We start from the raw sequence: 23,648 nt of genomic DNA, 5'->3' as shown, positions 1-23,648 counted from the left end.
GGACACCATGTGTGGAACTCAAGAACGTGGAACCGACAAGCGTTTCGTAGAAGAAATCGACTACGGCACCCCCGCTGTCCGCTCTGACAAGACGGTAACGCTGACCATCGATGGCCAGTCTGTCACCGTTCCGGAAGGCACGTCGATCATGCGCGCCGCGCGCGAGGCCGGCATCGCCGTCCCGAAGCTCTGCGCCAACGACATGGTGAAAAGCTTCGGCTCCTGCCGCCTCTGCCTTGTCGAGATCGAGGGCAAGGGCGGTACGCCCGCCTCCTGCACCACACCGGCGATGGACGGCATTTCTGTCAACACTCAGACCGACCGCCTCAACACCATCCGCCGCGGCGTGATGGAACTCTACATGTCCGACCATCCGGAAGACTGCGCGGCCTGTGCCGCCGGCGACTGCGAGATGGCGAATATGGCCGAGACCGTCGGCCTGAAGCAGAACCGCTATGGCGATGAAGGGGCAAACCACCTCGAACCCTCGCCAATCGGCGAGCACGGGGTGAACTTCAAGGAACTGGACGTTTCCAACCCCTATTTTGCCTACGATCCGTCGAAATGCATCGTCTGCTCGCTCTGCGTTCGCGCCTGTGAGGAACAGCAGGGCACCTTCGCCCTGACGGTGGAAGGCCGTGGCTTTGAAAGCCGCATCACCGCCGGCATGGACGAGCCCTTCCTGCAGTCGGAATGCGTGTCCTGTGGCGCCTGCGTGCAGGCCTGCCCCACCGGTGCGCTTCAGGAAAAGTCCATCATCGAGATGGGCATGCCAGATCGCTCCGCCGTCACCACCTGCGCCTATTGCGGTGTCGGCTGCTCGTTCAAGGCGGAGATGAAGGGCGAGGAAGTCGTCCGCATGGTGCCCTACAAGGATGGCAAGGCCAATCGCGGCCATTCCTGCGTGAAGGGCCGTTTTGCCTATGGCTACGCCACCCACAGGGACCGCATCCTTAATCCGATGATCCGCGAGAAGATCACCGACCCGTGGCGCGAGGTCTCGTGGGAAGAGGTCTATGCCCATATTGGCAGCGAGATCGGCCGCATTCAGAAGAAGTATGGCCGGGGATCGGTCGGTGGCATCACCTCGTCGCGCTGCACCAATGAAGAGACCTATCTCGTCCAGAAACTGGTGCGTCAGGTCTTCGGCAACAACAATGTCGACACCTGCGCCCGCGTCTGCCACTCGCCCACCGGCTATGGCCTGAAGACCACCTTTGGCACCTCTGCAGGCACACAGGATTTCGATTCGGTCGAACATTCCGATGTGGTTCTGGTGATCGGCGCAAACCCGACCGACGGCCATCCCGTGTTCGCCTCCCGGCTGAAGAAGCGGTTGCGTGAAGGCGCGAAGCTGATCGTCCTCGACCCACGCCGCATCGACCTCGTGCGCACGCCCCATGTGGAGGCAAGCTATCACTTGCCCTTGAAGCCCGGCACCAATGTCGCCGTTCTGACAGCTCTTGCCCATGTGATCGTGTCGGAGGGCCTGTTCGACGAGGCCTTCATCCGCGAGCGCTGCGACTGGGACGAGTTCCAGGACTGGGCGAGCTTCGTTCTCCAGCCGGAAAACAGCCCCGAGGCCGTGGAAAAAATGTCCGGTGTTTCGGCGGAGCTGATCCGCGGCGCGGCGCGTCTCTATGCCACCGGCGGAAACGGCGCAATCTATTACGGCCTCGGCGTCACCGAGCACAGCCAGGGCTCCACCACCGTCATGGCCATCGCCAACCTCGCCATGGCAACCGGCAATATCGGCCGGCCGGGCGTGGGCGTGAACCCGCTGCGCGGCCAGAACAATGTGCAGGGCTCCTGCGACATGGGCTCCTTCCCACACGAGATGCCGGGCTACCGCCACATCTCCGAGGATGCGACCCGCGCCATCTATGAGAGCCTGTGGGGCGTGAAGCTCGACAACGAGCCGGGTCTGCGCATCCCCAACATGCTCGACGCCGCCGTCGATGGCTCCTTCAAGGCGCTTTACGTGCAGGGCGAGGACATTCTCCAGTCCGATCCCAACACGCACCATGTGGCGGCTGGGCTTGAGGCGATGGAATGCGTCATCGTTCACGACCTCTTCCTGAACGAAACCGCCAATTACGCCCATGTGTTCCTGCCGGGCTCGACCTTCCTTGAGAAGGACGGTACCTTCACCAATGCCGAACGCCGCATCAATCGCGTCCGCAAGGTGATGGAGCCCAAGAACGGCTATGCCGACTGGGAGGTCACGCAGGACATGGCCCGCGCGCTGGGCCAGAACTGGAACTACACCCATCCTTCCGAGATCATGGCCGAGATCGCGGCCACCACGCCAAGCTTCGCCGGCGTGACCTATGAGCTTCTGGAAAAGGAAGGTTCGGTCCAGTGGCCGTGCAACGAGAAGGCTCCCACCGGCACGCCCGTCATGCATATCGACGGCTTTGTGCGCGGCAAGGGCAAGTTCGTGCGCACCGCCTATGTCGCCACCGACGAAAAGGTCGGCCCGCGCTTCCCGCTGCTGCTCACCACCGGGCGCATCCTCTCGCAATACAATGTCGGCGCACAGACGCGCCGCACGGAGAATGTCGTCTGGCACGACGAGGATCTCCTGGAGATCCATCCGTTCGACGCCGAGAATCGCGGCATCCGCGAGGGCGACTGGGTGAAGCTCAAGAGCCGCTCCGGCGAGACGAGCCTGCGCGCCACCATCACCGAGCGCGTTGCGCCGGGCGTCGTCTACACCACTTTCCACCACCCGGCCACGCAGGCCAATGTGGTGACGACCGAATATTCCGACTGGGCCACCAACTGCCCCGAATACAAGGTCACGGCGGTGCAGGTTTCGCCCTCCAACGGCCCGACCGAGTGGCAGGAAGACTACGAGGAACACGCCCGCCAGAGCCGCCGCATCGTACATGTCGAGGCGGCGGAGTAGTGTAATGTTTGCTGGCGGTGGTGTGATCAGGGATGCGCCAACCTATCGGCCCCTTTCTCCCCGCAAGCAGGGAGAAGGTGAGGATGAGGGGCGAGCGCCACCCGTTGATGAGATCGCTGCTTCGAAATGTGATTGTCAAACGTTGACGCTTGCCCCTCATCCCCCTGCCGGGACTTTCTCCCAGCACACCGGGAGAAGGGGGCCTTCGTCTAGGCTGTCGCCCTGTCTCCGGCCAGGCGTTGAAGGGGCCATCCGGCCATGACTCACCCTCCCGCCACAGCCCGCGTTTCAAGAACGGCCCGCCGCACCGGCGGAACGAAAGTCACCCCGCGAACCGTGCCCGAGGAAACGCCCGTCGCGCTCTCCTATGGCGGCACCACCCATGCCGTGATGATGGCGACACCCGCCGACCTTGAAGACTTTGCGCTCGGTTTCAGCGTCACGGAAGGCATCATCTCCAGCGCCGATGAAATCGACTCCATCACCGTGCAGGAGCTCGGTCCCGGCATCGACCTGCAGATCCGCCTGCGCGATGCGGCCAACACCCGCTTCGAGGCGCGGCGCAGGCGGCTGGCCGGTCCGGTCGGTTGCGGCCTTTGTGGAATCGAGAGCATCGAGGAAGCCATGCGCTCCGTGCCGGAAACTGCGTCCGCGCAGCGCTTCACGGCCGCCGAGATCACCGGTGCCGTGGGCGATCTGCACCAGCATCAGGAGCTTCACAGAGCCACGGGTGCTGTTCATGCAGCCGGTTTCTACATCCCGGGCAAGGGCATTATTGCCGCGCGCGAGGATGTGGGCCGGCACAATGCGCTCGACAAGCTGGCCGGCGCGCTCGTCAAGGCTGGCATTGATCGCAGCACCGGCGCGGTGATCGTCACCTCCCGCGTTTCGGTGGAGATGGTTCAGAAAACCGCCGCCATCGGCGCGCCGCTCATTGCTGCCGTATCAGCCCCGACAGCGCTGGCCATCCGCACGGCGGAAACCGCCGGCATGACCCTTGTCGCTCTTGTTCGCGGCGAGGAGTTCGACATTTTCACCCACCCCGAACGCGTGACCATTGGAGCGGCCAGACATGTCGCATGACGAAAAGTTCAAATCCGGCGACGAGCATCTCGTCTACATGGCCAACCAGATCGCCACATTCTTCACCTCGCAGCCCGAAGCGGAGCGTGCCGCCGGTGTTGCAGATCACATCAACAAGTTCTGGGAGCCGCGCATGCGCGGCCGCCTTTTCGAAATCATCGAGATGGGCGGCGACGGGCTTTCCCCGCTCGTTCTGGAAGCATCGCAAACGATCAATCGGCCCAAGGCCGCCTGATGTCAGCCGGCCGGCTGTTTCTCTACCACCCAATGCAACGGGAACATGGGATCAAACACGGTGATCGTGCCGTCTGAGCTGTAGACGGATTTGGGAAACTCCACAGGCTCATCACGGCGAACAAGCGTGATGGTGTCTTCATTGGCAGGCAGACCATAATAGGCAGGGCCGTTGAGAGAGGCGAAGGTCTCCAGTTTGTCCAGTGCGCCCTCTTCCTCGAACACATGCGCCAGGCACGACATGGTGTTGATGGAGGTGTAGATGCCGGCACAGCCGCAGGCCGATTCCTTGGCCGGGTCGAGGTGCGGCGCCGAATCGGTTCCCAGAAAAAAGCGTCTGTCGCCCGACGTCGCAGCCTTGCGCAGCGCCAGCCGGTGTTCCTCTCGCTTGGCGACGGGCAGGCAATAGTAATGCGGACGGATGCCGCCAGCGAGAATGGCGTTCCGGTTGATGATCAGATGATGGGTGGTGAGTGAGGCGGCGAGGTTCTTCTCCGCGCTCTGAACGTAGTCGACCCCGTTCTTCGTGGTCACATGCTCCATGATCACCCTGAGCTCGGGCAGACGTTCACGCAGCGGATTGAGCACCCGCTCGATGAACACGGCTTCGCGGTCGAAAATGTCGATGGAGGCGTCCGTCACCTCACCATGCACGCACAGCGGCAGGCCAATCTCGGCCATGCGCTCCAGCACCGGCTGCACCTTCATGAGATCGCGCACGCCGCTCTGGGAATTGGTGGTCGCACCTGCCGGATAAAGCTTCACCGCCGTGATGTGCCCGTCGCGGTGGCCGGCGGCGACATCATCTGCATCCGTCTGCTCAGTCAGGTAGAGCGTCATCAGCGGCGTGAAATCATGCCCCTCGGGCTTTGCCGCCATGATGCGGTCGCGGTAGGCGAGCGCGTCTTTCACCGTCACCACCGGCGGCACCAGATTGGGCATGATGATCGCGCGGGCGAAATCGGCGGAAGAATGCGGCAGAACCGCCTCCAGAACCGCGCCGTCGCGCAGATGCAGATGCCAGTCGTCGGGGCGGCGGATGGTCAGGGTTTTCACGGAACGTCTACTCCGGCAGGAAAAATCGGTGCGCACGGTCTGCGCTTCCTTTTCCTTCGCCCATGCCGCCATGGATTTCAAGGGTGTGTCAAAGAGATGGGGGCCGGGCCGCGCCGGGGAGGAGGCCGGCGCGGCGCTGCCTCACGCCACCTGATAATCAGGTGCGGAGCGCAGATAGCGTGCATAGGCATCGGCATCCGGAGGCGAGAGATTTTCCGCCAGCGGGTTGCGGCGTTTCACCTGCGCGCCCATGTCGTCGATCAGCTCGTCGAAATGCTTGAAGTGATAGGGTGCCACGCACAGGCCGCCATAGATTTTCGCGGCCGGTCGCTCGTTGCGTCGCCAGTGGAGCATCATGTCCATGTTGGTGCGCATTTCGTCCGGGGTCGGTTGTTTCGCCAGTTTTCCGTCCGCGTAGCGCACCAGCCATTCGGCGGCGAGATCGGCGCACAGAACGGTGCAGAAAGACGAGTTGAAACCGACAAAGCCGAGATCGGGAATGTCCGGATTGGCAATCAGGCGATAGAGCCGGTACTGCCCGTCCGGCTCTACCAGCTTTTCGCGGTATTCCGCCGGCAGATAGGGAACGCCGAGTTTCCAGCCAACGGCGAGGATCGCCATGTCGGATTTGATGACTTCACCTCCGGTCAGTCTTATCGCGCCGGGCTCATAGTTCGCAAAGGTGCCCTGCACGGCCTTGATGCGCCCGTCTGCCACCATCTCGAAAAAGCCCGGCGTGGCGATGGGAACCGAGCAGTTCACGCCTCTCTCGATGGGTTCTTTCGGCTTCAGCCCGGTCTTGTTGAGCTTGAGCTGCACGGTCAGAAGCGCTTCCAGCGCGCGCCAGTGCGCCCAGATGAAGGGCCGGGCAACGGCATGGTTGAAGCGGGCGAAGCCGCTCCGGCTCCAGCCCGGAAACATCTTTTCCTGCGCGCGGATATAAAGGATGCGCTTGAAGTTGATCAGCCCGCCGACGAAGTAGGGAATGCGCCAGACCGATTCCAGATAGACGATGGTGACCGAAGCCGCGCCCGATTTCACCGCGCTCACGGCAATGTCGGTCGCCGATTTCGAGAAGCCGAGAACCGTGACGTTCATGCCCTTCACCATGGCCGGATCGGTGTATTCGGAAGAATGGATCACCGCGCCGCCTTCTGCCTCGAACTCTTCCTGCCCGGGATGGGTGAGGATGTTCTTCTCACTGAACTGGCCGGTGCAGACGGCGACAAAATCAAAAGCTTCGCTGGTTTTCTCGCCATTCGCCATTTCGAGATCGAGCTCCCAGCCGGGTTTGCCATCGTCGCGCCGGCGCATGGCCGAGACCGCAGTGTTGAAACGGATCAGCGGGCGCAGACCATGGTCGTCTGCATAGTCCGACAGATAGGAAAAAACCTGCGGACCCTTCGGCCATTCGGGAAAATCCTTCGGCATCGCCTTGTCGGTGTAGCGATAGAGATCCTTGGGGCTCTGCGTCTGCACATCCGGATAGGAGCGTGAGGGCTCCCAGACGCCGCCCAGTTCGTGGCTGCGCTCAAGCACGGTTACCCGGTGGCCGCGCTTCTTGAACGAGCGGGCGGCGGCAAGGCCGCTGACGCCGGCGCCGATTACGCAGACATGCTTTCGTTTTGTCATGACGTTGTTCCTCCCGTCCGGCAAATTCTGGACGCGCGCCTCCCCGCGCCGCGTGTTGCCACGTCGCCAAAGGTCCCTTGCCGGCCTCGATTGTTATCGGGTCTGTGGGCCGGCCCAACCCCGAGCCGGCCAAAGCGCCTGGCGCTAGTCGTTTGCTTCCGGTGGCAGGAAATCAACTTCGTGAAGCGCCGAGACCTTCACCACCTCTTCCGGGTCGGTCATGTTGTGCAGCGTCTCGAACAGCGCTTCGAGCTTGCGCGCCGGCGAAACCCAGAAGAGCGCGCGGGCCGGCTTGTCGGACTTGTTGAAATAGCCATGCGGTACGCCGCGCGGCATGCGCACCAGATCACCGGCCTTCGCCTTCATCCACTTGCCGTCGAGCTTCAGATCCAGCTCGCCTTCCTGCACCAGAATGAACTCTTCCTGCGTGGGATGAACATGAACCGGCACGAACTGGCCCGGGTCGCTGTTGGTTTCAAAGGCGAAAGTGGAATCGCAGGTGGCCTTGGGAAAATAGACCTGTCCGAGAATGTTCCATTCCTTGCCGGCATAGCCCTCACCGTTTGCGGTGACGCCTTTTTCGAGTTCCTTTTCCATGATTTTCCTCCCTTTATCACGGAGTTTCATGGTGCCCGGAAGCGATCGGGAAAAATATCCGGAAACTGAACCAAATATCCGAAAAACGAAAAAAACAGATCGGTTTTGGCGAGAAACCAGGACAAATCTTGGAGAAACCAAAACACCTGCTAAACTCCGGGAATGGTGATCGCCCGGGAGGAGTGGGGCGACCGCCCGTTGTCCAGCCACGCCCTTTTTCAAACGGACGATCTGGACTGTGCACGGGAGAAGGTTGCCCGGAAATTCTGCAACCACCGGCTGGAAGTGGTCGGTGGCGGACGGTTTCGCGCGGTGCAAAACCACCAGCCGGGCCTCCTCGTTTCCCTCAACTATATCAGCTACGGCGCCGATGTTCTGATCGACCCCGGCGCGCTCGAAACCTTCTATCTCATACAGATTCCGATTTCCGGCTGCGCGACGATCAAACACAACCGGAACGAATTCCTGAGCGATGGCGACAGGGCGGCGCTGCTCAATGCCGACCGCGAAACCTCCATGCGCTGGTGGGCCGGCTGTGAGCAGGTTCTGGTGCAGATCCCCAAAGCCTCGTTCATGGGTTTTGCCGAGCAGCTCTGCGAGCGCCCGCTGCCGGGACCTGTGGTGTTCGATCCGGTGATCGATTTCACCCGGCCGGAGCTTGCTTCATGGCGCAATCTGGTCAATGCGATGTTCTGCGCCGCCAACAAGCCCGAAAAGCAGGTTCTGAACCTCTGCGCCGCGTTCCACGAGCAGCGTATTCTCGAGGCGCTTCTGAGGCTCCAGCCGCACAACCTCTCCGCTTTCTTTGACACAAAGCAGGAGGCGGCGCCGCGGCAGGTGAAGCGGGCCGACGCGTTCATCAGGGAGAATGCGCACCGCCCGATCACCCTGACCGACATCGCGGCGGCATCCGGTGTCGGCGCGCGGGCGCTGCAGCTTGCCTACAAGCGTACGCACGGCATGTCGCCCATGCACGCGCTGACGCTTGAGCGCCTGCGTCGGGTGCGATTCGATCTGGAGAACGCACAGGGCGAGATTTCGGTAACGGAGACCGCACTGCGCTGGGGGTTCACCCATCTCGGGCGCTTTGCCGCCGACTACCGCAAGACCTTCGGTGAGCGCCCCAGCGAGACAGCCCGCAGAGCCACCTACTGAGCTTCTATTTCGACGCCGACATCTTCAGCGCGGACACCGACGCTTCGCTGTTGTGGACATAGTCGTTCGCATCCGGCTGGCGCTGCAGGATGAGGATGAACAGGAAGTCCATCAAAGTGAGCTGCGCATCGCGCGACGTGATGGCGGAGGAGCGCACGCGTTCCTCGTCTGCGACCGTGTGCAGGCGAATGTCGGCAACGCGCATCAGCGGGTTCTGCTGCAAGCCGGTGACGGAGATGACAGTTGCTCCGCGCGCCTTTGCAAGCTCGGCAATGCGCACCGTCTCGATGCTGGTGCCGGAATAGGAGAGTGCAAAGAGCACATCCTCTTCCCCCAGAGAGGAGACATTGGCCATCTGGACGTGGCTGTCGCTGTCATGCAGCGCATTGCGACCGAGCTTTTGCAGCTTGTAGGAAAAGTCGCGCGCCACCAGCGAGGATGCGCCAACCCCTGCAATGTGTATGCGGCGCGCGCCGTCAAGCGCCTCAAGCGCTCGGGCGATCTCCGGCTCGTGATTGGCGGCGATGGTCTGCTGCATGGAGAGAAGCTTGCTTGAGATCAGTTTTTGCGAAATCGTGGCGTGGCTGTCGCCGATCTCGATGGTGGAGTGGATCATGCCCGGCGGCACCTGCCATTCCTGCGCCTTGGCCTTGCTGACCGCGAGCTTCAGATCCTGATAACCGGAGAAACCAAGCTTTTGGCTGAACTTCACCACGCTCGACTGGCTACGGCCAGTCTCTTCCGCCAGAGCGGCGGAAGAGAGCCTGAGCACACGGTCGGGATGGTCGACGATGAACCGGCCGATCTGCCGGTCCGCCGGGGCCATGGTCTCAAGCTGCGCGTCGATGATCTTCAGGACAGACATGGCTTCCTTTCGAGGAACTGTCGGGCGAAAACTAAATGAGTTTCGCCGCGATGGGAATCCCGTAGGAATTGAAGACTGGAATAATATATTCCCAAAAGGGCTTGATCAAAGGAATTTGCCAATAGAAACTGTAACTTCGCCACACGGTGTTTCCGGAACCGCAATCATGGACAGACTGATAATAACAGGCGGTATGCCGCTTCAGGGCGCCGTCACCATTGCCGGGGCAAAGAATGCGGCGCTGCCGCAAATCGCCGCCGCGCTGTTGAGCCCCCAACCGCTGGAGCTGTCGAACCTGCCGCTGGTCTCCGATGTGGAGAACATGCTCCGGGTCGCCGAACTTTACGGGGCGTCGGTAACGCGCAACGCCCACACGGCGGTGATCGACGCCAGCGCGATGGTTTCATGCGAAGTCTCCTATGAAACGGTGCGGCGGATGCGGGCCACGGTCCTGTTTCTCGGGCCATTGCTTGCGCGGTTCGGCGAGGCGCGGGTCTCTTTGCCGGGTGGCTGCGCCATCGGCGCGCGTCCGGTGGACATGCACCTGAAAGCCCTCGAAATGCTGGGCGCGGAGATCGGCATTGAGGGCGGGCTGATCGTGGCTCGTGCAGCCGGTGGGCTGAAGGGCACGCGGGTCATCCTGAGTTCGCCCTCGGTGGGCGCGACGGAGACGGCCATGATGGCGGCCACTGCCGCGCGCGGCGAAACCGAAATCCTGAATGCGGCGCGCGAACCGGAAGTGGCGGACCTCGCCGCCTGCCTCAACGCCATGGGCGCGAAGATCGAGGGAGCGGGAACGCATCGCATCATCATCGAGGGCGGCACCGACTGGAAGGCCGCCGCGCACCACGTCATCCCCGATCGCATCGAGGCGGGCACCTATGCGGTGGCTGCGGCCATCACCGGCGGGGCGCTGGAACTGGTGAACGCGCGCATGGAAAACCTCGCTGCCGTGATCCAGGCGCTTGAGGTGATGGGCGTGAATGTGTGGCCGAGCGATCGGGGCCTGGTGATTTCAAGAAGCGGAGCGTTGCGCACGACCGACCTCACCACGGAACCCTATCCGGGCTTTCCGACAGACCTTCAGGCGCAGTTCATGGCGCTCGCCTGCTGCGCCGACGGAACATCGCTCATCCGCGAGACGATTTTCGAGAACCGGTTCATGCATGTGCCGGAACTGGCGCGGCTCGGTGCCGATATCACGCTACAGGGCACGACCGCCGTGGTGCGGGGCGGCAAAGCGCTGAAAGGAGCGCAGGTAATGGCGACGGATCTGCGCGCCTCGGTCTGCCTGGTGCTCGCAGCCCTTGCCGCTAGAGGCGAAACCATTATCAACCGCGTCTACCACATCGATCGAGGCTATGAGCAGCTTGACCGCAAACTGGCGCAATGTGGCGCGGTCATCGAACGGTTGCAGACATGAGCGACGGTCAGAGCGATTTTTATCTCGGTGTCGATGGTGGCGGCACGGGCTGCCGCGCGCGCATCGAGGATGCAGCAGGTGCCGTGCTTGGGCAGGGGCTTTCCGGCCCGGCCACCACGAGGCTTGGCGTTGAAGCGGCCTGGGCCTCGGTCCGGCGCGCAGTGGATGCCGCAGTTGAGGAAGCGGGCTTTGGCGAGGCAGAGATCGCCCGCATTCATGCCGGGATCGGCCTTGCCGGCATGCGCCGCAAGGGTGCCGTCGAGGCGTTTCAGGCGCTATCGCACCCCTTCGCCAGCATCGTCTTTGCCAGCGATAGCGACACGGCGTGCCTTGGCGCGCATTCGGGTCTCGATGGCGCCATCGCCATTGCCGGCACCGGCTCGGTGGGGCTTGGCATCGTGGATGGAAAGCATCTGCGCATTGGCGGCTACGGTTTTCCGATTTCCGATGAGGGAAGCGGTGCCGATATCGGCCTCAATGCCGTGCGTGCCGCACTGCAGGGCCATGACGGACGCATTCCGCAAAGCGCGCTTCTGACCGAAGTGATGCGCCGCTTCGACGATGACCCGGCAGAAGTGGTGGCCTGGATGGACCGGGCAAGTGCCACGGACTATGCCACCTTCGCGCCCATGGTGCTGCGCCATGCCGACCAGGGCGATGCCGCCGCCAGGCGCATCGTGCAGAATGCGGCAGCGCAGATCGACATGCTGGTGCGCACCCTGTTTGATCAGAACGCTCCGCGTGTCACGCTTCTGGGTGGGCTGTCAGGCCCGCTGGAACCCTGGCTCTCACCCGATGTGCGCCGCCGCCTGAAGCCCGCCGACGGCGATGCGGTGGACGGCGCAATCATCCTCGCGCGCCGGGCGGCGGAGGGGCGGGTGGCGCTTTAAACGATCAGGGCAACCGCGTTGCATCAACGCGGTGCGTGGTTCGACAAGCTCACCATGAGGAAGGTGGCTGGTTGCGCCATGCGAAATCCGATCATGAGACTACGCAAATGAAACGCTCCTAGCGGTGGCCACCGATCCCGCCAGCTTCACCCTCCCTCATGGTGAGCTTGTCGAACCACGCACAACGCCAGAGCCACGAAAACAATGGCCCGCGCAACCTTAAGGGTCAATTCAAACCGGGCGCGGGCCTTTCCGTTTCAGCGCAGTTCCTTTCGCAGGATCTTGCCGACATTGGATTTCGGCAGATCGTCGCGGAACTCGATATATTTTGGGCGCTTGTAACCGGTGAGGTTCTCCTTGCAGAACTTCTTGAGGTCCTCTTCCGTCAGATTCGCGTCCTTTCGGACCACGAAGAGCTTCGGCACCTCGCCGGAATGCTCATCCTCGACGCCGACAATCGCCGCCTCCAGAACACCCGGATGATTGGCGATTACGTCTTCCACCTCGTTGGGGAAGACCTTGAAGCCGGAGACAACGATCATGTCCTTCTTGCGGTCAACTATGGTGACCTGACCGGTCTCATCCATGGTGCCCATGTCGCCGGAGCGGAAAAAGCCATCCTCGGTCATGACCTTGGCGGTCTCGTCCGGCCGGTTCCAGTAGCCGGCCATCACCTGCGGGCCGCGAATGCAGATCTCGCCGACCTTGCCGAAAGGCAGGTTCTTGCCGTGATCGTCGCGGATGACGACGTCGGTGGAGGAAATCGGATAGCCGATCGTGCCGGTGAACTCCTTCGCCGCAAAGCTGTTCACCGTGGCCACGGGCGAGGTTTCCGACAGACCATAGCCCTGCGAGATCACGCAGCCCGTCAGCTTCTGCCAGCGTTCTGCGACCGCGCGCTGCACCGCCATTCCGCCGCCGAAGGTGACAAGCAGGCTCTTGAAGGGAAGCTTGCAGAAATCCTCATTGTTCAGGAGCGCGTTGAACAGCGTGTTGAGCCCCGGGAAAATGTGGAAGTCGTATTTCTGCAGCTCCTTCACGAAAGCGGGAATGTCGCGCGGATTGGGAATCAGCACGTTGTTGCCGCCAAGCTTCATGCCCATCAGCGCGTTCACCGTGAGCGCGTAGATGTGATAGAGCGGCAGGGCGCAGATCAGCACCGGCGCTTCGGGTTTCGGCCTGTCGATATAGGCGCTGCGGAACCACAACTCGTTCTGGATTACATTGGCCAGAACATTGCTGTGGGTGAGCGTCGCCCCCTTGGAGACGCCGGTCGTGCCGCCCGTATACTGCAGGAAGGCATTGTCGGACAGCGCGATCTCCACCGGCCTGTAGCCACTGGAAGCGCCCTTCTTGACCGCCCCCCTGAAGGAGACATGCCCCGGCAACGACCAGGCGGGCACCATTTTTTTCACGCGCCGGACCACGAAGTTGACGATGTGTCCCTTGAGCCCCAAAAGCTCGCCCATCGAGGCAACGACCACGTGTTTGACCGACGTTTTTTCCACGATCGCTTCCAGCGTGTGGGCGAAATTTTCCAGTATGACGATGGCTTCCGCGCCGGCATCGTTGAGCTGGTGTTCCAGCTCGCGCGGCGTGTAGAGGGGATTGACATTGACCACCACATAGCCGGCCCGCAGAACAGCCATCATGGCGACGGGATATTGCAGCACATTGGGCATCATCAGCGCGACGCGTGCGCCGCGTTTAAGCCCCAGAGTTTGCAGATAGCCTGCGAAGTGCCGCGACATCTCCTCAAGGTCGCTATAGCTCAATGACTTGCCCATGCACGTGAAGGCAGGGCGATCACCGAAGCTCTTGCAGGCGTCTACAAGCAATTCGCCAAGCGAATTGTTCGGGAAGTCTCCCATCTCGGCGGGAATGCCCTCGGGATAATGATTTACCCAGGGCCGTGCGATCTCGGACCTGCGGGATGCCGTTGCCTTTTTCGGCGCGGCCTTGCGGGCTGATGCCGCAGGTTTTGCCGCTGCCTTCGGTGCCGACTTCTTTGATGAACCGGCTGCCGATTTTGCGGCCGGTTTTTTTGCTGTAGATGCCGTCTTCTTGGCTGACGTCTTGCTGCCCGATCCGCCCTTTGCGGTGCGCGCTGCTTTCACTTCACCCTTGGCGGGCGTCTTTGCGCGTTTTGCCAACTGCTCCTCCCAGAAAGAAAAACCAGTTATAACGTTTACGTTCACGTAACACCAGACGCAACACCAACCGTCACACGACGTTTGGGCAAGCGCACGGCATCATGACGATCTCCCCCTTCAAAAGACGAGTGTAGGGCTTCATCCCCGGCCTTCACAAGTGCGTTTACGCGCCGGGACCGTATCAATGAGGCAGGAAACGCTGCGGGGTTTACTGGCCGTAGCCCTCGTGTTCCTCCAGAAAGGCGCGTTCCTCAGGTCCGCTCTCCCGTCCAAGCACACGGTTGCGATGCGGGAAGCGGCCAAAACGGGCGACGATGTCCCGGTGTTCGATCGCGTATTTCAGAGATTCTTCCTGCCCCAGCGATTTGAACAGCATGACGGCGCGTTCCTGGTCGGCAAGCACTTCCGAATGCATGTAGGGCATATAAAGGAACTGCCGCTCGGGAACGCGCATCCCTTCATCCAGTCCCTTCTCGATCGCATTGCCTGCCACACTCATGGCAAGCTCATCCGAAGCGAACGCGCCAGGCTGCCGACGATAGATGTTGCGCGGGAACTGATCGAGCACGATAACCGCGGCGAGGGCCGCTTTCGGCTCGTTGAACACTTCCGGCGGGAGCTCACGCACCAAACGCTCATGCAGCGCGCCGAAACGGTCGCGGATCAGCGCGTCCGTCTTCTCGCTCACGGTGAACCAGTCTTTGGGGGTCAGCGTCTCAAACCAGAACTCCAGAACGTCCAGATGCCATGTGCCGCTCATACTTTCTTCTCCTCGAAACAATGACCTTTGATGCTGATATGGTTCCCCTATCGCTCACAGTACAAGAGCGGGCGTGGTGCTTTATTGCATTAATAGGAGCAAATTCGACTAATAATTGCATTTGCAGCGGCAAAGCGATCGAGGGTGTTCCCTCTCAATTCGATCTTTGCTTATATGCCAGCTTCCAGGGCTTCGGGAGTAAGCCCATGCGAGAATCAGGGAGACCTCAATGAAAAGCAAATTGACCTTTGCGGCTGCTCTGCTGGCCGCTACGGTGCTGAGCGGCGCTGCGGGCGCGAAGACGCTTGTCTACTGCTCGGAAGGAAGCCCGGAAGGCTTTGACCCGGCGCTCTACACCGCTGGCACCACGTTCGACGCATCGTCGAAACCGGTCTACAACCGCCTCGTCCAGTTCGAGCCGGGCACCACCAAGACCGTGCCGGGTCTGGCGGAGAGCTGGGAGATTTCCGACGACGGTCTCGAGGTCACCTTCAAGCTGCGTCAGGGTGTGAAGTTCCACACGACCGACTTCTTCACGCCAAGCCGCGATTTCAACGCCGACGACGTGCTGTTCTCCTTCAACCGCCAGCTTCAGGAAGACCATCCTTACCACGCCTATGTGGAAGGCGCTTCGTGGGAGTATTTCAACGGCATGTCCATGCCGGACCTCGTGAAGTCCATCGAGAAGGTCGATGATTACACGGTGAAGTTTGTGCTGAACCGCCCGGAGGCCCCGTTCATTGCCAACCTGGCCATGGATTTTGCCTCCATCTTCTCGAAGGAATATGCTGACAAGCTCGCTGAATCCGGCAATCTTTCGGACCTGAACCAGAAGCCGGTCGGCACCGGCCCCTTCCAGTTCGTGGCTTATCAGCCTGACGCTGTGATCCGCTACAAGGCGCATCCCGATTACTGGAACGGCAAGCAGCCGATCGACGATCTGGTGTTCGCCATCACCACCGAGGCTTCGGTGCGCCAGCAGAAGCTGATCGCCGGCGAGTGCCACATCACGCCTTACCCGAACCCGGCCGACATCGAGAGCCTGAAAGCGAACGATGCGCTGAAGGTTGACGAGCAGGAAGGCCTGAACGTCGGTTACCTCGCTTACAATACGCAGCAAGCCCCGTTCGACAACGCGAAGGTCCGCAAGGCGCTGAACATGGCAATCAACAAGGAAGCCATTCTCGACGCCGTGTTCCAGGGTGCCGGCCAGGCAGCCAAGAACCCGATTCCGCCGACAATGTGGTCGTATAACGACGCGGTCGAGGATGATGCCTACGATCCGGAAGCAGCCAAGAAGATGCTTGAGGAAGAGGGCGTTTCGGACCTTTCCATGAAGGTCTGGGCGATGCCTGTGCAGCGTCCCTACAACCCGAACGCGCGCCGCATGGCCGAACTGATCCAGGAGGATTTCTCCAAGGTCGGCGTTGACGTCGAGATTGTCTCGGTCGAATGGACCGAATATCTTGATGTCACCGGAAATGTTGACCGTGATGGCGCCGTTCTGCTCGGCTGGACAGGTGATAATGGCGATCCGGACAACTTCCTCGCCGTTCTGCTCGGCTGCGACGGTGTCGGCGGCGCCAACCGTGCCCAGTGGTGCAACGATGAGTTCGAGGCTTTGATCCAGAAGGCCAAGACGCTTTCCTCACAGGAAGAGCGCGCCAAGCTCTATGAAGAGGCCCAGCTCGTCTTCAAGCGTGAAGCTCCGTGGGCAACCATCGCTCACTCGGTCGTCCACATGCCCATGCGCAAGGAAGTGACCGGCTACAAGATGGACCCGCTCGGTGGCCACGCCTTTGAAGGCGTCCACATCGCCGAATAGGCCCCTTCACCAGAAACAGGAACCGGCGGCAGCGCGAGCTGTCGCCGGTCGTGTATTAGATGCTCCGTTTCTTTCTCTCCAGGCTGGCGCTGCTGATCCCCACCTTCATCGGGGTGTCCATCGTCGCCTTTTCCTTCATTCGCCTTCTGCCGGGCGATCCGATCATGCTTCTGGCCGGCGAGCGCGGCATGAGCGAAGAGCGCTACCAGCAGCTCCAGGCGCTCTATGGCTTCGACCAGCCGCTGTTCGTGCAGTATTTCAACTACATGACGGATCTGCTGCAGGGCGATTTCGGCACCTCCATCGTCACCAAGAGACCGCTGCTTCAGGAGTTTCTGACCCTGTTCCCGGCGACGATCGAGCTGTCGTTGTGCGCGATCATCGTGGCGGTTGCCATTGGTGTTCCGCTTGGCGTCATCGCCGCTGTCCGGCGCGGTTCGTGGCTTGATCAGACCGTGATGGGTGCGGCCCTTGTCGGCTATTCCATGCCGATCTTCTGGTGGGGCCTGCTTCTGATCATCTTCTTCTCCGGCATTCTGGGCTGGACACCGGTGTCAGGCCGCATTTCGCTGCTTTATTTCTTCCCGCCGGTCACCGGCTTCATGCTGATCGACAGCCTTCTGTCGGGACAGGCGGGCGCGTTCAAATCGGCGCTGTCGCATCTCATCCTGCCGACCATCGTTCTGGCCACGATCCCGCTTGCGGTGATCGCCCGCCAGACGCGCTCGGCCATGCTAGAGGTGCTGGGCGAAGATTATGTGCGCACGGCGCGCTCCAAGGGCCTGCCGCCGCGCCGGGTGATCGGCCTCCATGCGCTGCGCAACGCGCTCATCCCCGTGGTGACCACGATCGGCCTCCAGGTGGGCGTGCTGCTGGCCGGCGCGATCCTCACCGAGACGATCTTCTCCTGGCCGGGCATCGGCAAGTGGATGGTCGATAGCGTGTTCAAGCGCGATTATGCGGTGGTGCAGGGCGGGCTTCTGCTCATTGCCGCCATCATCATGATCGTGAACCTGATCGTGGACGTTCTCTACGGTCTGATCAATCCGAGAATCAGGCACTGACCATGAGCTCGACAAACACAAAAGATCCGAATGCCGCCGTCGGTCTCGAAGGCGGCACGATCATCGCGGTCACGCGGCGCGCCCGCCTTGCGGAATTCTGGTACTATTTCAGCCAGAACCGCGGCGCCGTGATCGGCCTTTACGTTTTCCTCGCAATCGTGGTCATCGCGCTTCTGGCGCCGGTGATCGCGCCGCACAGCCCGAGCATGCAGAACCGCGGCTCCTTCCTCCTGCCCCCGGTCTGGCAGGAAGGCGGCAACTGGTCGTTCATACTCGGCACGGATGCCGTGGGCCGCGACCTGCTCTCACGCCTGATCTATGGCGCGCGCTTCTCGCTCTTTATCGGCGTGGTGGTGGTTTCGGTCGCCGTCTCGGTGGGTATTCTGATCGGCCTCATCGCCGGCTATTTCCGCGGCGCGGTGGACACGGTCATCATGCGCGTGATGGACATTATTCTCGCGTTTCCGTCGCTGCTTCTGGCACTGGTTCTGGTCGCCATTCTGGGGCCGGGCCTCGTCAACGCGATGATCGCCATCGCGCTCGTGCAGCAGCCGCACTATGTGCGCCTGACGCGCGCTGCGGTGATGTCGGAGAAAGGCCGCGACTATGTGACGGCGGCACGTGTTGCCGGCGCGAGTAACATCAGGTTGATGTTCAAGACCATCCTGCCGAACTGTACCGCACCGCTGATCGTGCAGGCGGCGCTCTCCTTCTCGACCGCGATCCTCGATGCGGCGGCGCTTGGCTTCCTCGGCATGGGTGCACAGCCGCCCACACCCGAATGGGGCACGATGCTGGCCGAAGCGCGCGAGTTCATCCTGCGTGCGTGGTGGGTCGTCACCTTCCCCGGTCTCGCCATCCTGATCACCGTTCTGGCCATCAATTTGATGGGCGACGGTCTTCGCGATGCGCTTGATCCCAAGCTGAAGAGGTCGTGACATGAGTGAAGCTCTTCTCGACATTCGCAATCTGAGCGTCGAATTCGAGACGGCAGGCGGCACGCTGCGCGCGGTGGATGGTGTTTCGCTGTCCGTCGAGGCGCGCGAGGTGCTGGCCATCGTTGGCGAATCGGGTTCGGGCAAATCCGTTTCGATGCTGGCGGTTATGGGGCTTCTGCCATGGACCGCAAAGGTCACGGCAGACGCCATGACCTTTCAGGGCCGCGACATTCTCAACCTGTCGCCATCGGACCGACGCAAGATCGTCGGCAAGGACATTGCCATGATTTTCCAGGAGCCAATCGCCAGTCTCAATCCGTGTTTCACCGTCGGTTTCCAGATCGATGAAACGCTCAAGATGCACACCGATCTTTCGGCCCGCCAGCGGCGTGACCGGACGGTGGAACTCTTCGAGGCGGTGGGCCTGCCAAATGCGAGCGACCGGGTGAATGCCTACCCGCACCAGATGTCGGGTGGCCAATGCCAGCGCGTGATGATCGCCATGGCCATTGCCTGTAACCCCAAGCTCCTGATTGCCGACGAGCCGACCACCGCGCTCGACGTGACGATCCAGAAGCAGATCCTCGATCTTCTGGTGTCGATCCAGGCCGAGAAGAACATGGGCATGATCATGATCACCCATGACATGGGCGTGGTAGCGGAAACGGCCGATCGCGTGATCGTGCAGTACAAGGGCAGGAAGATGGAGGAGGCCGACGTGCTTTCGCTCTTCGAAAAGCCCCAGCACCCTTATACCAAGGCGCTGCTTTCGGCCCTGCCGGAGAACGCGACAGGCGACCGCCTGCCGACCGTCTCCGACTTCGTGTTCGATGAAGCGCCGCTGACAGGAGCCCGCCCATGAGCGAGATCGTCCTGGAAACGCGCGGCATCACGCGCGACTATCACATCGGCGGCGGCTTTTTCGGCAAGGGCCGCATCATCAACGCGCTGAAAGGCATCGACCTCAAGGTCGAGAAGGGCAAGACGCTGGCCATCGTCGGCGAATCGGGCTGCGGGAAATCCACCCTCGCCCGGATCATGACGATGATCGACGCACCCACTTCGGGCGAACTCCTGATCGACGGCAAGCCGGTGGAGATCGGCAAGACGGGTGTGGAGCCCGAAATGCGCCGCAAGGTGCAGATCGTCTTCCAGAACCCCTATGGCTCACTGAATCCACGCCAGAAGATCGGCGATGTGCTGATGGAACCGCTGATCATCAACGAGAAGGTTCCGGTGAAGGAGCGGCGCGAACGCGCCATGGAGATGCTTTTGAAGGTCGGTCTGCAGGCCGAGCACTTCAATCGCTATCCGCACATGTTCTCCGGCGGCCAGCGCCAGCGCATCGCCATCGCGCGCGCGCTCATGCTGAGGCCGCGCCTGCTGGTGCTGGACGAGCCGGTCTCCGCGCTCGACCTCTCGGTGCAGGCGCAGGTGCTGAACCTTCTGGCCGACCTGCAGGAAGAATTCGGCCTCACCTATGTCTTCATCAGCCACGATCTTTCGGTGGTGCGCTATATCGCTGACGAAGTGATGGTGATGTATTTCGGTGAAGCGGTGGAATATGGAACCCGCGATGCGGTGTTCACCGATCCGCAGCACGAATACACGCGCACGCTCTTCGCGGCGACACCACGCGCCGATGTGGAGAGCATCCGGAAACGGCTGGCGGAAAAGGCTGCGTAGAGCTGCAATCTGGCGGCGTGAAGGCGCCGGATTGAAAGCCATCCGAAAGTGCCATCCCGGAAGTCCGAGGGGCCATCCGGGACCCATTGGAAGACTGCCATGGAGCGCGGCGCGGATGCGCTTCAGGCGCCTGTTGGGCCGCCGGCTCCTGCTGTGGAGATCGGCCGTGCCTCTCAATGGATACCGGCTTTCGGGGTCCCGGCTCTGGGGGTCCCGGCTCTCGCTCCGCTCGGACGGGATGACGATTGCGCTGCCTCACAGCCCCGTGCGTTCACCTACCTCTCTTTGGTCAGCGCATAGCCGGCCTCTTCGGCCCAACGCACATGCTCGGCCGCCTTTTGCAAGAGCCATGCCCGCATCGCCATCGCCGAAGGACTGACCGGGCCCCGCGAAACGGAGGAAAGGTAATAGCTGTTGCGGCCGGCGACCGATGGCCCGCAGGGACGCACCAGCCTTCCATCACGCAGCATGGCGGCCGCCGAGACATCATCGCCAAGAGCGACACCAAGCCCCCGCGCAGCCGCTTCAAGGCAAAGCTGCGTGCGGTGGAAGATGAGATGGCCCGATGCGGCGCTGAGGCTTGTGCCCTGCCGCCGCAGGAGTTCCTCCCAGGTGTTCACGCCGCGATCATAGATCAGCTTGTTGGCGATCAACCCGTGCATGCGCACATGCTCCGCGCGATCCGGCGCGCAGACCGGAAAGATCGTGAAATCCAGAAACGGCTCGCGTGTATAGCCCGGCACATCCAGCCGCCCCCAGGTGATCGCCAGATCGGTATCGGGGGCAATGGTGCGTGGTGGCTCGGGGTAAGAGCGCAATTCGAGCTCGATCCCCAACGTTTCCAGCACTTCGTCGGTCAGGAGGGGCATGAGCCACAGAGCCGCGAGATCAGAGTCCGATTCCAGAACGACGCGCCCCTTTGCATTGCGCGTTGCACGCGTGCCGGTGTCCAGCGAGATCAGCATCAGAGCATCGGCGACAATTTCCGCGTAGCGGGCTCCCCCCGGCGTGAGCGCCACCTGCCTGTGCCGGCGTTCGAAGAGCGGCATGCCCAACTCCGCTTCGAGATTCTTGATGTAGCGGCTGACAGATGCATGCGTCACGCCCAGCTCCGCCGCGGCGCGGGAAAAACTCTGGTGCCGGGCAGCCGCGTCAAACGCCCGGACGGCGTTTAGATTGGGCAGGCGATGTCTCATGATTTAGCGTAACATAAACGCACACAACAGGAAGAATAATTTCTATTGTGTAAAGCTCCTATAGAGACCAAATAGGAATTGTAGCGATGGGTTGACCGGGAGAACCGGCAGCACACCGCCGCAGACTCTCTACATTGCCAACCCTCTCAAGGAGGTTCTGATGTCACACTATACTGTGGGCGTTGGTTCCAGCCCTGAATTGCAGCGCTATGCGCGGCAGGCGAACAAAGCCCGTTCCACGGCGCTGAAGCACGCCTTGACCGCCCTTGGCACGCGGCTCGGGAACATCTGGCGCAGGCCAACGGGCACGCCACCGATTGGTGGAGCGGACCCGGTTTGACACTGTCAGGAAAGAGCGTCGAGACGCTTCTGGAACATCAGGAATAAGGGCCGGATCAGACAGCGGATCCGGCCCTTGTTGCATCTGCACTTTCGTTTCGATCACACCACCATGACGGGGCAATTGGCAAGGCTCGTGACCTTGTGGGACACGCTTCCCAGAAGATAGCCCTCCAGATCGCCCAGCCCGCGGCTGCCAAGCACGATCAGGTCCACCTCACGCTCTTTGCCGAACTTTACGATGGTGCGCGCAGGCTGGCCGCTTTTCACAAAGGCACGCGGGCTTTCAGCTCCCATCTCCACTGCCGCTTTCTTGGCGGCGTCGGCGATCTCCTTGGCATGTTCACGCATAACATCATCGATGCTCTCGGGATCATCGGGCCGCACCATCGACATGGACGCCTCAAGCAGGCTGTGATGCCGGAAGACGGTGAGCGTCATCAATTCCGCTCCGGTGTTTTTCTGCAACTCAACGCCCATCTGCAGAGCCTTCACCGAGTTTTCCGAGCCATCGACCGGGACGAGTATCCTTTTGAACATCGGCTCTCTCCTAATCGAATGCCAGGCTGGGCAGGAACAGCGCGATCTGCGGGAAGAAGATCAGTGCTGCCGACACGCCAAGCAGGATGAGCGTGAAGGGCGGAATGCCCCGGATCACGTCCATATAGGGTCGCTTGAATATGGCTATCGCCGTGAAGATGTCACACCCGAATGGGGGTGTCGCGGAGCCAATGGCCACCTGCAGCGTAATGATGGTGCCGACCAGAACCTTGTCGAGGCCAACCGAATCCACCACTGGCGCGAAGATCGGCACCAGAACGAGGATCACCACGATCGGATCGACGAACATGCAGCCGACGAAGAAGGCGATCGAAATGACGGCGAGCACCATTTTAGGCCCCATCTCGTCTATGCCGATGGCGCCGAGAATCTGCTGCGGGATCTGCGCAAAGGAGATCACCCAGGAGAAGGCCGTGCCGGCAGCGACGAGAATGAACACCACGGCGGTGATGAGGCCGGTGGACTTGGAGATCTTGTAGATGTCGGCCACGCTAAGCGAGCGGAAGATCACCAGTTCCAGGAAGAGCGCATAGGCCACGCAGATGGCCGCAGCCTCGGTGGGGCTGACAATCCCGCCATAGATGCCGCCGACGATGATGACCGGGAAGAACAGCGGCCAGATGGCCGCGCGCACTGCCGCCACACGCTCGCCCCATGGCGCTTTCGGCTCGGTCGGCACGCCCTTCACGATTGCATAGACGATGCAATAGGCGGAAAAGAGCACCAGGAGCAGAAGCCCGGGGCCGATGCCGGCGATGAACAGCTCGGCGATCGAGGTCTTGGAGACGACGCCATAGATGATCATGCCGATGGAGGGCGGGATCAGGAAGGCAATGTCGCTGGCGTTGATGATCAGCGCCAGAACGAAGGAATCGTTGTAGCCGGCTTTCAGCATGCGCGGGCGCAGCGGCGAGCCGACCGCGACCACAGTTGCCTGCGTGGAGCCGGAGACCGCGCCGAACAGCGTGCAAGCCGTGGCGGTGGAGACGGCAAGGCCGCCCTTGATGTGGCCGATGAACTTCATGACCATGTCGATCAGCCGGTCTGCCGACTGGCCACGCGTCATGATGTCGGCTGCGAGGATGAACATGGGCACCGCGATGAGCGAGGCCGGACGGATGCCTGCCAGCATCTGCTGAACCATGAAGTCCATACGGTCGAAACCGCCGAACAGACCGTAAAAACCGTACGCCGCACCCAGTATGAGCGGGATCATCATCGGGAAGCCAAACAGCAGCAACACGATCATGATGGTGGAAATTTTGAGTGTCATGGTCGTG

Annotated in this window: 21 protein-coding genes; 12 read left to right on the top strand and 9 right to left on the bottom strand. The window is 61.6% G+C overall.

Annotated features, from left to right (window positions below; translation table 11 throughout):
• Positions 1-7: 7 nt before the first annotated feature.
• The 3 genes from fdhF (at position 8) to HF949_RS04055 (ending at position 4,229) form a co-directional block, all read left to right on the top strand.
• On the top strand, positions 8-2,911 hold the full coding sequence (gene fdhF / locus HF949_RS04065) for a formate dehydrogenase subunit alpha (protein ID WP_292898422.1): 2,904 nt from the start codon (positions 8-10) through the stop codon (positions 2,909-2,911).
• Positions 2,912-3,169: 258 nt separating this feature from the next.
• Entirely contained in the window at positions 3,170-3,994 is an 825-nt protein-coding gene (fdhD, locus tag HF949_RS04060) for a formate dehydrogenase accessory sulfurtransferase FdhD (RefSeq protein ID WP_292898421.1), read from the top strand.
• Positions 3,984-4,229: a formate dehydrogenase subunit delta gene (locus tag HF949_RS04055; protein WP_292898420.1), complete on the top strand. Its 246-nt coding sequence runs from the start codon at positions 3,984-3,986 to the stop codon at positions 4,227-4,229. Before fdhD ends, HF949_RS04055 begins: the two co-directional genes overlap by 11 nt.
• Positions 4,230-4,231: 2 nt before the next feature.
• Here the strand turns inward: HF949_RS04055 and pyrC are convergent, their stop codons facing one another.
• The 3 genes from pyrC to HF949_RS04040 form a co-directional block, all read right to left on the bottom strand.
• Entirely contained in the window at positions 4,232-5,284 is a 1,053-nt protein-coding gene (gene pyrC, locus HF949_RS04050) for a dihydroorotase (protein ID WP_292898419.1), read from the bottom strand.
• A gap of 141 nt (positions 5,285-5,425) precedes the next feature.
• Positions 5,426-6,916 carry a flavin-containing monooxygenase gene (locus tag HF949_RS04045; RefSeq protein WP_292898418.1) on the bottom strand — a complete coding sequence of 497 codons (1,491 nt, stop codon included), beginning with the start codon at positions 6,914-6,916 and terminating at the stop codon, positions 5,426-5,428.
• 144 nt (positions 6,917-7,060) lie between these two features.
• Positions 7,061-7,513 (bottom strand): cupin domain-containing protein, encoded by a 453-nt coding sequence (locus HF949_RS04040; protein WP_007008783.1) that lies wholly within the window; start codon positions 7,511-7,513, stop codon positions 7,061-7,063.
• 162 nt (positions 7,514-7,675) lie between these two features.
• Here HF949_RS04040 and HF949_RS04035 point away from each other — a divergent pair, with 162 nt between their 5' ends.
• Positions 7,676-8,668, top strand: a complete 993-nt coding sequence (locus tag HF949_RS04035) for an AraC family transcriptional regulator (protein ID WP_292898417.1) — start codon at positions 7,676-7,678, stop codon at positions 8,666-8,668.
• Positions 8,669-8,672: 4 nt separating this feature from the next.
• Here HF949_RS04035 and HF949_RS04030 read toward each other — a convergent pair whose 3' ends face one another.
• A complete protein-coding gene (locus tag HF949_RS04030; RefSeq protein WP_292898416.1) occupies positions 8,673-9,533 on the bottom strand; it encodes a MurR/RpiR family transcriptional regulator in 861 nt (286 codons plus the stop codon).
• Positions 9,534-9,699: 166 nt separating this feature from the next.
• Between HF949_RS04030 and murA the strand changes: the two genes are divergently transcribed.
• Together murA and HF949_RS04020 are read left to right on the top strand one after the other, a co-directional pair.
• Positions 9,700-10,956, top strand: coding sequence for a UDP-N-acetylglucosamine 1-carboxyvinyltransferase (gene murA / locus HF949_RS04025; protein ID WP_292898415.1), 1,257 nt, complete (start codon positions 9,700-9,702; stop codon positions 10,954-10,956).
• Entirely contained in the window at positions 10,953-11,846 is an 894-nt protein-coding gene (locus HF949_RS04020; protein WP_292898414.1) for an N-acetylglucosamine kinase, read from the top strand. The genes murA and HF949_RS04020 overlap by 4 nt, the downstream gene beginning before the upstream one ends.
• Before the next feature lie 257 nt (positions 11,847-12,103).
• Here HF949_RS04020 and HF949_RS04015 read toward each other — a convergent pair whose 3' ends face one another.
• Both HF949_RS04015 and HF949_RS04010 read right to left on the bottom strand, forming a co-directional pair.
• Positions 12,104-13,999: a long-chain-fatty-acid--CoA ligase gene (locus HF949_RS04015; RefSeq protein ID WP_292898413.1), complete on the bottom strand. Its 1,896-nt coding sequence runs from the start codon at positions 13,997-13,999 to the stop codon at positions 12,104-12,106.
• 208 nt (positions 14,000-14,207) lie between these two features.
• Positions 14,208-14,759, bottom strand: coding sequence for a DUF924 family protein (locus HF949_RS04010; RefSeq protein WP_292898412.1), 552 nt, complete (start codon positions 14,757-14,759; stop codon positions 14,208-14,210).
• Between the two features lie 229 nt (positions 14,760-14,988).
• Between HF949_RS04010 and HF949_RS04005 the strand changes: the two genes are divergently transcribed.
• From HF949_RS04005 to HF949_RS03985, 5 genes are read left to right on the top strand one after another with little or no spacing between them, the layout of a single operon-like run.
• Positions 14,989-16,584 carry an ABC transporter substrate-binding protein gene (locus HF949_RS04005; protein ID WP_292898411.1) on the top strand — a complete coding sequence of 532 codons (1,596 nt, stop codon included), beginning with the start codon at positions 14,989-14,991 and terminating at the stop codon, positions 16,582-16,584.
• 59 nt (positions 16,585-16,643) lie between these two features.
• Entirely contained in the window at positions 16,644-17,648 is a 1,005-nt protein-coding gene (locus HF949_RS04000; protein ID WP_292898410.1) for an ABC transporter permease subunit, read from the top strand.
• A 2-nt stretch (positions 17,649-17,650) separates the two neighbouring features.
• Positions 17,651-18,586 carry an ABC transporter permease subunit gene (locus tag HF949_RS03995; protein ID WP_292898409.1) on the top strand — a complete coding sequence of 312 codons (936 nt, stop codon included), beginning with the start codon at positions 17,651-17,653 and terminating at the stop codon, positions 18,584-18,586.
• 1 nt (position 18,587) lies between these two features.
• On the top strand, positions 18,588-19,448 hold the full coding sequence (locus tag HF949_RS03990) for an ABC transporter ATP-binding protein (protein WP_292898408.1): 861 nt from the start codon (positions 18,588-18,590) through the stop codon (positions 19,446-19,448).
• A complete protein-coding gene (locus tag HF949_RS03985; protein ID WP_292898407.1) occupies positions 19,445-20,272 on the top strand; it encodes an ABC transporter ATP-binding protein in 828 nt (275 codons plus the stop codon). Before HF949_RS03990 ends, HF949_RS03985 begins: the two co-directional genes overlap by 4 nt.
• A gap of 275 nt (positions 20,273-20,547) precedes the next feature.
• On the opposite strand, the gene HF949_RS03980 is transcribed toward HF949_RS03985, so the two are convergent.
• On the bottom strand, positions 20,548-21,468 hold the full coding sequence (locus HF949_RS03980; protein WP_292898406.1) for a LysR family transcriptional regulator: 921 nt from the start codon (positions 21,466-21,468) through the stop codon (positions 20,548-20,550).
• 160 nt (positions 21,469-21,628) lie between these two features.
• On the opposite strand from HF949_RS03980, the gene HF949_RS03975 reads away from it, so the two are divergent.
• Entirely contained in the window at positions 21,629-21,808 is a 180-nt protein-coding gene (locus tag HF949_RS03975) for a hypothetical protein (RefSeq protein ID WP_292898405.1), read from the top strand.
• Between the two features lie 101 nt (positions 21,809-21,909).
• Here the strand turns inward: HF949_RS03975 and HF949_RS03970 are convergent, their stop codons facing one another.
• Together HF949_RS03970 and HF949_RS03965 are read right to left on the bottom strand one after the other, a co-directional pair.
• Complete coding sequence (locus tag HF949_RS03970; RefSeq protein WP_292898404.1) at positions 21,910-22,347, bottom strand: universal stress protein; 438 nt, start codon at positions 22,345-22,347, stop codon at positions 21,910-21,912.
• A 10-nt stretch (positions 22,348-22,357) separates the two neighbouring features.
• Positions 22,358-23,641: a TRAP transporter large permease gene (locus HF949_RS03965; protein WP_292898403.1), complete on the bottom strand. Its 1,284-nt coding sequence runs from the start codon at positions 23,639-23,641 to the stop codon at positions 22,358-22,360.
• Between the last annotated feature and the right edge of the window lie 7 nt (positions 23,642-23,648).

Origin of the sequence: Nitratireductor sp., assembly GCF_017794765.1 — a bacterium.
In the GTDB taxonomy this organism is placed as follows: Bacteria; Pseudomonadota; Alphaproteobacteria; order Rhizobiales; family Rhizobiaceae; genus Nitratireductor.
This window is presented reverse-complemented; position numbering and strand designations above follow the sequence as displayed.

What these genes read in the sequence shown, in the direction of transcription:
- HF949_RS04045 (WP_292898418.1), bottom strand. Translation starts at nt 6,916, where the DNA reads ATGACAAAACGAAAGCATGTCTGCGTAATCGGCGCCGGCGTCAGCGGC.
- fdhF (WP_292898422.1), top strand. Translation starts at nt 8, where the DNA reads ATGTGTGGAACTCAAGAACGTGGAACCGACAAGCGTTTCGTAGAAGAA.
- HF949_RS04055 (WP_292898420.1), top strand. Translation starts at nt 3,984, where the DNA reads ATGTCGCATGACGAAAAGTTCAAATCCGGCGACGAGCATCTCGTCTAC.
- HF949_RS04040 (WP_007008783.1), bottom strand. Translation starts at nt 7,513, where the DNA reads ATGGAAAAGGAACTCGAAAAAGGCGTCACCGCAAACGGTGAGGGCTAT.
- HF949_RS03975 (WP_292898405.1), top strand. Translation starts at nt 21,629, where the DNA reads ATGTCACACTATACTGTGGGCGTTGGTTCCAGCCCTGAATTGCAGCGC.
- HF949_RS03990 (WP_292898408.1), top strand. Translation starts at nt 18,588, where the DNA reads ATGAGTGAAGCTCTTCTCGACATTCGCAATCTGAGCGTCGAATTCGAG.
- HF949_RS04010 (WP_292898412.1), bottom strand. Translation starts at nt 14,759, where the DNA reads ATGAGCGGCACATGGCATCTGGACGTTCTGGAGTTCTGGTTTGAGACG.
- HF949_RS03965 (WP_292898403.1), bottom strand. Translation starts at nt 23,641, where the DNA reads ATGACACTCAAAATTTCCACCATCATGATCGTGTTGCTGCTGTTTGGC.
- HF949_RS04035 (WP_292898417.1), top strand. Translation starts at nt 7,676, where the DNA reads ATGGTGATCGCCCGGGAGGAGTGGGGCGACCGCCCGTTGTCCAGCCAC.
- HF949_RS03980 (WP_292898406.1), bottom strand. Translation starts at nt 21,468, where the DNA reads ATGAGACATCGCCTGCCCAATCTAAACGCCGTCCGGGCGTTTGACGCG.
- HF949_RS03995 (WP_292898409.1), top strand. Translation starts at nt 17,651, where the DNA reads ATGAGCTCGACAAACACAAAAGATCCGAATGCCGCCGTCGGTCTCGAA.
- HF949_RS03985 (WP_292898407.1), top strand. Translation starts at nt 19,445, where the DNA reads ATGAGCGAGATCGTCCTGGAAACGCGCGGCATCACGCGCGACTATCAC.
- HF949_RS04000 (WP_292898410.1), top strand. Translation starts at nt 16,644, where the DNA reads ATGCTCCGTTTCTTTCTCTCCAGGCTGGCGCTGCTGATCCCCACCTTC.
- fdhD (WP_292898421.1), top strand. Translation starts at nt 3,170, where the DNA reads ATGACTCACCCTCCCGCCACAGCCCGCGTTTCAAGAACGGCCCGCCGC.
- murA (WP_292898415.1), top strand. Translation starts at nt 9,700, where the DNA reads ATGGACAGACTGATAATAACAGGCGGTATGCCGCTTCAGGGCGCCGTC.
- HF949_RS04005 (WP_292898411.1), top strand. Translation starts at nt 14,989, where the DNA reads ATGAAAAGCAAATTGACCTTTGCGGCTGCTCTGCTGGCCGCTACGGTG.
- HF949_RS04030 (WP_292898416.1), bottom strand. Translation starts at nt 9,533, where the DNA reads ATGTCTGTCCTGAAGATCATCGACGCGCAGCTTGAGACCATGGCCCCG.
- HF949_RS03970 (WP_292898404.1), bottom strand. Translation starts at nt 22,347, where the DNA reads ATGTTCAAAAGGATACTCGTCCCGGTCGATGGCTCGGAAAACTCGGTG.
- HF949_RS04020 (WP_292898414.1), top strand. Translation starts at nt 10,953, where the DNA reads ATGAGCGACGGTCAGAGCGATTTTTATCTCGGTGTCGATGGTGGCGGC.